Genomic DNA, 5,782 nt, shown 5'->3' with positions numbered 1-5,782 from the left:
TTTTACTTTTTAGTGCAAAATTTTAGGATTCGTTTGACACTATAGACAGGAAAGATTTTGTAAGAGACTCAAAAGAGGATGATATATATATAGATTATCCAAAACCGCTAAGCTATGGTCAGACCATTTCTCAGCCAAGTACTGTAGCTATGATGCTTGAGATGCTTCAACCTCAAAAAGGGGATAAAGTTTTAGATATCGGAAGTGGCTCTGGCTGGACTACTGCACTGCTAGGTCATATTGTAACGCAAGATGGTTCCGTTACAGGATTAGAGAGGATTCCTGAATTAGTTATTTTTGCTAAAAAAAACCTTGAAAAATATAATCTTAAACAGGTTCACATAGAACAGGCTAAAGAGAGTTTAGGAATAAAAGATCAAAAATTTGACCGTATTCTAGTTTCAGCAGCTGCCAATGAATTTCCACTAGAGCTCGTTAAACAATTAAAGATAAATGGAAAACTTGTTGTACCTGTAAAAAATACAATCTACGAAATTACAAAAAAAGAGAATGAAGAACTCGATATTATAGAACATTACGGATTTAGGTTTGTTCCGTTGGTTGTTTAACTGATAAAGTAAAAAAGGGGTTTTTTAAAAAAAGTATGGTGCGCCCGAAGAGATTCGAACTCCTGACCGCTGGTACCGCAAACCAGTGCTCTATCCAGCTGAGCTACGAGCGCACACCATTTCTCTTGTTTAAGAGGGTGAAATTATAGCACTCTTAACTTATACTACGCTAAAATTTACTCATCATCTTCCATCTTTTTAAGAATTTCTTCTATTTCTTGATTTTGCAGATAGAGTTCATGGTTTTTACGTACATAGGCTTGTAGAAGTGCTTTTAAATCATTATTGCCTTCCATATTAAAATCTTTTTGCATTTGCGTCTCTAAAAATATTGCAAACTTCTCTTCAACATCGACATCAAATCTTCGACCTCCAATATGCAAACCTATTTTTCTACTCATCCCTCTTTAGCCCAATACACTTTCAATTTTATTTACTATCTCTTCTATCTCTTGGTCTTTTTCATTATTTGTCTGTATCAACTTTTCAATCTCCGCATCTTTTATCTCACGTTCTGCTTTTAGTGTTATAAGTTCACTACGCATTATCTCATTTTCATTTTTCAAGTTTTCACATTTTTGTAAAATCTGGTTGATTTTTTCATCTAATCTCTCGATAACTGACTGATTTTGCATGGAGTACAAATCCTCATATTAATTAATAAATTTATTTCTTACAATTCTAGCATAATTAATCTACATAGAAAAATTATTATCTCAAATTTGCTATAATTAATCTACTATGAAATAAGGTAAAACTATAAATGAATATATTTGAAGATTTTTCTACTCAATTTGTCCAAAATGTCGGGAATAAAGAGGGTGCAGTGTCACCTGCAATTACTGTATCAGCATCGTTTGGCTACGGCTCACCAGAAACTGCAGAAGGAATATTTAACGGCAGTGTAAAAAAACCTCTCTACTCACGTATGGGTAATCCTACAACAGCAAAGCTAGAATCAATTATGAGCCAAATGGATGGTGGTATTGGTGCCGTGGCAACAAGTTCAGGAATGGGTGCAACGACACTTGCAACAATGTCTCTGCTTGCTTCAGGAGATGAGATCATCAGTATCGGTGGGCTTTTTGGTGGTACCTATTCACTCTTTTCTGAAACACTTTCACGTTTTGGAATTTCAACTTCTTTTTTTGATGTAGATGAATTTGAAACGATAGAAAATGCTATCACAGAAAACACAAAAATAATCTTTTTAGAGAGTGTCGGCAACCCAAATATGCGCCTGCCGGATATTAAGCGTATTGCAGATATTGCAAATAAACACAGTGTAGCACTTATCGTTGATAATACAATTACACCTCTGAGCATCTCACCCTTAAAACTCGGTGCAGATATTGTGGTTTATTCAACAACGAAAATTATTACAGGAAACTCGTCTGCCCTTGGTGGTTGTGTTGTATTTCGAGCTATTAATGATGAAGATGATAAATTCAAAAGCTCCAGATATCCGTTTTTAGAAAAGTTTATCAAAAATATCGGAAAAATGGCATTGATTCCCAATGCAAAAAAAAGAGCCTTGCGTGACTTTGGTATGAGTGCCAATGCACATGCCAGCTACCAAACAATGCTTGGACTTGAAACACTGCCTCTTCGACTTCCTAGAATTATTACAAGTGTTGAAGAGATTACAAAAGCACTTGATGCGAAAGGTTTGAATATCAACCATCCATCACTTGCTTCACATCCACATCATACAAGATATAAAGAACAGTTTCAAAATGGATGTGGTACACTCTTTACTATTGATATGGGTTCACAAGAAAAAGCGTATGAGTTTTTGAACAAATCGAAACTAGCAACAATTACAGCGAACATTGGAGACAGTAGAACATTGGCTCTGCATATGGCATCAACAATTTATAGTGACTTTGATGCAGATACTCGCAAGTTCCTAGGTATAACAGATGGACTTATCAGAGTCTCTGTAGGTTTAGAAAATCCACAAGACATTATAGAAGACTTTTTAAAGGCGGCAGAATAATTATGGGAACAAGAACTGATTATGAGCTCCATGAAGAGACATCTTTAAAATATCCAAAAAAGTACAAAGTTTATCTTCTAAATGACGATTATACATCTATGGAGTTTGTTATAGATATTTTAATGAGCATCTTTCATAAAAGTTATGAAGAAGCAGAATCTATTATGCTTGAAGTTCACAAACATGAAAGAGGCTTATGTGGTGTCTATACACATGAAATAGCAGAAACAAAGGTGATGCAAGTCACTCGTCGTGCCAAAGACAGTGGTTTTCCACTCAAAGCCACGATGGAAGAGGAGTAAATGATGATCAGTCCAACACTCAATGATATCTTTCAAAAATCAATTCTTTTTGCAAAACAGCTTCATCATGAATATTTAACCATTGAACATGTTTTTTATCTTCTTCTGAACTCTAGCGAGGGTGCGGCCATTATTGAAGCTTGTGGTGGAGACACAGCTAAAATGAAAGAAGAACTTGCAAAATACATCAAAGAAAATATTGAAACACTGCCACAAAACATCAATCAAGAACCATATGAGAGTGTTGCTCTCTCACGGCTCATTGACAATATGGTACGCCATATCCAATCAGCAGGGCAAGAGAGTGCCGATGTAGGTGATCTACTTGCAGCTCTCTATGAAGAGGAACATACGTTTGCTTATACACTTTTAAATGAGTATGGAATCTCAAGACTTGATATCTTGGAGGTTATCTCACATACTGACATCCAAAAAAATGCAAATGAAAAAGAGTCACATCTTCAAAAATATGCAATCAATCTCTTAGAAAAAGCCAGAGAAGGCAAAATTGACCCTGTTATCGGACGCGAGAAAGAGATAAGGCGTGTTACACAAATTCTCTGTCGAAGAAAGAAGAACAACCCCATTTTAGTAGGTGAACCGGGTGTTGGAAAAACTGCGATAGCCGAGGGATTAGCACTAAAAATCGTGGCAGGAGATGTTCCAGAAATCATTCAAGATTCCGAACTCTATGCACTTGATTTAGGAGCAATGCTTGCAGGAACAAAATACAGAGGTGATTTTGAAAAACGCCTCAAAGGCATTATGGATGAAGTTAAAAAGATTCCAAATGCCATTTTATTTATAGACGAGATTCATACGCTCATCGGTGCAGGTAGCACTAGTGGTTCTATGGATGCAGCGAACCAGCTCAAACCGGCTCTGGCATCTGGTGAGATAAAATGTATGGGAGCAACAACTTTTGCAGAGTATCGTAATAGCTTTGAAAAAGATAAAGCTCTCAGTAGAAGGTTTTCCAAAGTAGATATTAATGAACCATCCGAAAAAACAAGCTATCTTATTTTAAAAGGTTTACAAAAAAAGTATGAAAAGCATCATGGAGTTAAATATACAAATAAAGCACTAAAAACTGCTGTCAACCTATCAAAAAGATACATTACAGACAGATTTTTACCAGATAAAGCTATTGACCTTATAGATGAGACTGCAGCATCATTTCATCTCAAGAAAAACAAACGTGTCAAAGTAAGTGCAAATGACATTCAAAGAACGATATCATCTATCATTGGAATCTCTAACAGAAAAATGAACAGTGATGAAACTATAGCACTTCAAAATCTCGAAGAGAAATTAAAAACTCGTGTTATCGGTCAAGACAGAGCTGTTGAAGCTGTTGCACAAGCTATCAAAATATCAAAAGCTGGTCTAACACCTCCAAACAAACCTATAGCTTCATTTTTATTTTCTGGACCAACAGGTGTAGGTAAGACAGAGCTCGCACATGCACTCAGTTCTACACTCGGTATTCATTTTGAAAAATTTGATATGAGTGAATATATGGAAAAACATGTACTCTCACGTCTTGTTGGTGCACCTCCTGGATATGTAGGCTATGAACAGGGTGGGTTGCTTACTGAAGCAATTAAAAAACATCCTTATACAGTGCTCCTACTTGATGAGATAGAGAAAGCACATCCTGACTTAGTCAATATTTTATTGCAAATAATGGATAGTGCAACATTGACAGATAATAACGGTTACAAAGCAAACTTTCAAAATGTTATTTTGATTATGACATCAAATATAGGAGCAACTGCACGCAGTGTTATGGGATTTAATAAAGATGATTCTCTCTCGGCAAATGAAGAATTAAAAGCTTTCTTCACGCCAGAGTTTAGAAACAGACTCGATGCAATAGTTGATTTTAAACAACTCTCACATGAGACTGTCAAGGGAATTGTCCACAAATTTATAAATGATTTAAATAATGAACTCAAAAAGAAAAAAATCACTATATCATTGAGTGATAATGCTATTGAGCATATAGTAGAAAGTGCCTATTCTAAAGAGATGGGAGCAAGACCTATTAAAAGATATATTCAGGATAACATTACCAATAAACTCAGCGATGAAATTCTTTTTGGTAAGTTAAAAAATGGAGGAAGCGTAGAGGTAAATACTGTAGACAATCAACTAAAACTAGATTTTCATGAGCTAGAACTTGTACCTACCACAGCTAAATAAACACTCTTTAACATTCCCAGATCCACGTGATGCCAATGAAGATGGCATCGTAGCCTGGGGTGGAGATCTTAATCCTTCTCGTCTCATTCGAGCATACCAAAATGGTATCTTTCCTTGGTATTCACAACAAGACCCTATTCTTTGGTGGTCAACCGATCCAAGACTTATTATGGAACTTGATGATTTTAAACTTTCTCGCTCACTCAAAAAAAGTATGAAAAAGTTCAGCTATAAATTTGATGCCAATTTTAAAGATGTAATGCAAAAATGTGCTACAACAAAACGTGAAGGTCAAAATGGCTCATGGATTAACAGTGAACTTATAGAATCATTTGAAACACTTCATGGTATGGGATTAGCACATAGTGTTGAGAGCTATAATAAAGAAGGAAAACTTGTTGGTGGACTTTATGGTTTAGTAATAGGAAGAGTATTTTGTGGAGAGTCTATGTTTACTCATGAGCGTGATGCTTCCAAAGCAGCTTATGCAGTTTTAATTCGGCATTTAAAAAAATGGGGATATGATTTTGTTGATTGTCAGGTACCAACTGAACATTTAAAGAGTTTAGGTGCAAAAGAAGTAGCAAGAGATTATTTTTTAATGCGCTTGCAAAAGTCAAATATGGATACAATAAATCACGATTGGGCTATTAATCCAAGTCTATTAAACCTAAGTTCAAATCATAAATGCAATTTTCTTGAAGAAG

7 protein-coding genes and 1 tRNA gene are annotated in these 5,782 nt (G+C 35.5%); 5 read left to right on the top strand and 3 right to left on the bottom strand.

Annotated features, from left to right (window positions below):
* Positions 1–41: 41 nt before the first annotated feature.
* Complete coding sequence (locus tag ES948_RS10730) at positions 42–569, top strand: protein-L-isoaspartate O-methyltransferase family protein (protein ID WP_281346811.1); 528 nt, start codon at positions 42–44, stop codon at positions 567–569.
* Between the two features lie 36 nt (positions 570–605).
* On the opposite strand, the gene ES948_RS10725 is transcribed toward ES948_RS10730, so the two are convergent.
* The 3 genes from ES948_RS10725 to ES948_RS10715 form a co-directional block, all read right to left on the bottom strand.
* Positions 606–682: transfer RNA gene (locus tag ES948_RS10725), tRNA-Arg, on the bottom strand.
* Positions 683–745: 63 nt separating this feature from the next.
* Entirely contained in the window at positions 746–970 is a 225-nt protein-coding gene (locus tag ES948_RS10720; RefSeq protein WP_152184946.1) for a hypothetical protein, read from the bottom strand.
* 6 nt (positions 971–976) lie between these two features.
* Positions 977–1,204: a hypothetical protein gene (locus tag ES948_RS10715; RefSeq protein ID WP_152184945.1), complete on the bottom strand. Its 228-nt coding sequence runs from the start codon at positions 1,202–1,204 to the stop codon at positions 977–979.
* A gap of 128 nt (positions 1,205–1,332) precedes the next feature.
* Here ES948_RS10715 and ES948_RS10710 point away from each other — a divergent pair, with 128 nt between their 5' ends.
* The 4 genes from ES948_RS10710 to aat form a co-directional block, all read left to right on the top strand.
* A complete protein-coding gene (locus tag ES948_RS10710) occupies positions 1,333–2,568 on the top strand; it encodes an aminotransferase class I/II-fold pyridoxal phosphate-dependent enzyme (RefSeq protein ID WP_152184944.1) in 1,236 nt (411 codons plus the stop codon).
* A gap of 2 nt (positions 2,569–2,570) precedes the next feature.
* Positions 2,571–2,870: an ATP-dependent Clp protease adaptor ClpS gene (locus ES948_RS10705; RefSeq protein ID WP_152184943.1), complete on the top strand. Its 300-nt coding sequence runs from the start codon at positions 2,571–2,573 to the stop codon at positions 2,868–2,870.
* Positions 2,871–2,873: 3 nt separating this feature from the next.
* Complete coding sequence (clpA, locus tag ES948_RS10700; RefSeq protein WP_152184948.1) at positions 2,874–5,075, top strand: ATP-dependent Clp protease ATP-binding subunit ClpA; 2,202 nt, start codon at positions 2,874–2,876, stop codon at positions 5,073–5,075.
* Positions 5,053–5,782: leucyl/phenylalanyl-tRNA--protein transferase (gene aat / locus ES948_RS10695; protein ID WP_152184942.1), on the top strand; the 730-nt coding region annotated here is incomplete at its 3' end. The genes clpA and aat, both read left to right, overlap by 23 nt.

Source organism: Sulfurimonas indica (assembly GCF_009192995.1).
In the GTDB taxonomy this organism is placed as follows: Bacteria; Campylobacterota; Campylobacteria; order Campylobacterales; family Sulfurimonadaceae; genus Sulfurimonas; species Sulfurimonas indica.
The sequence above is the reverse complement of the archived record's forward strand: the minus strand, read 5'-3'. Positions and strand labels throughout refer to the sequence as shown.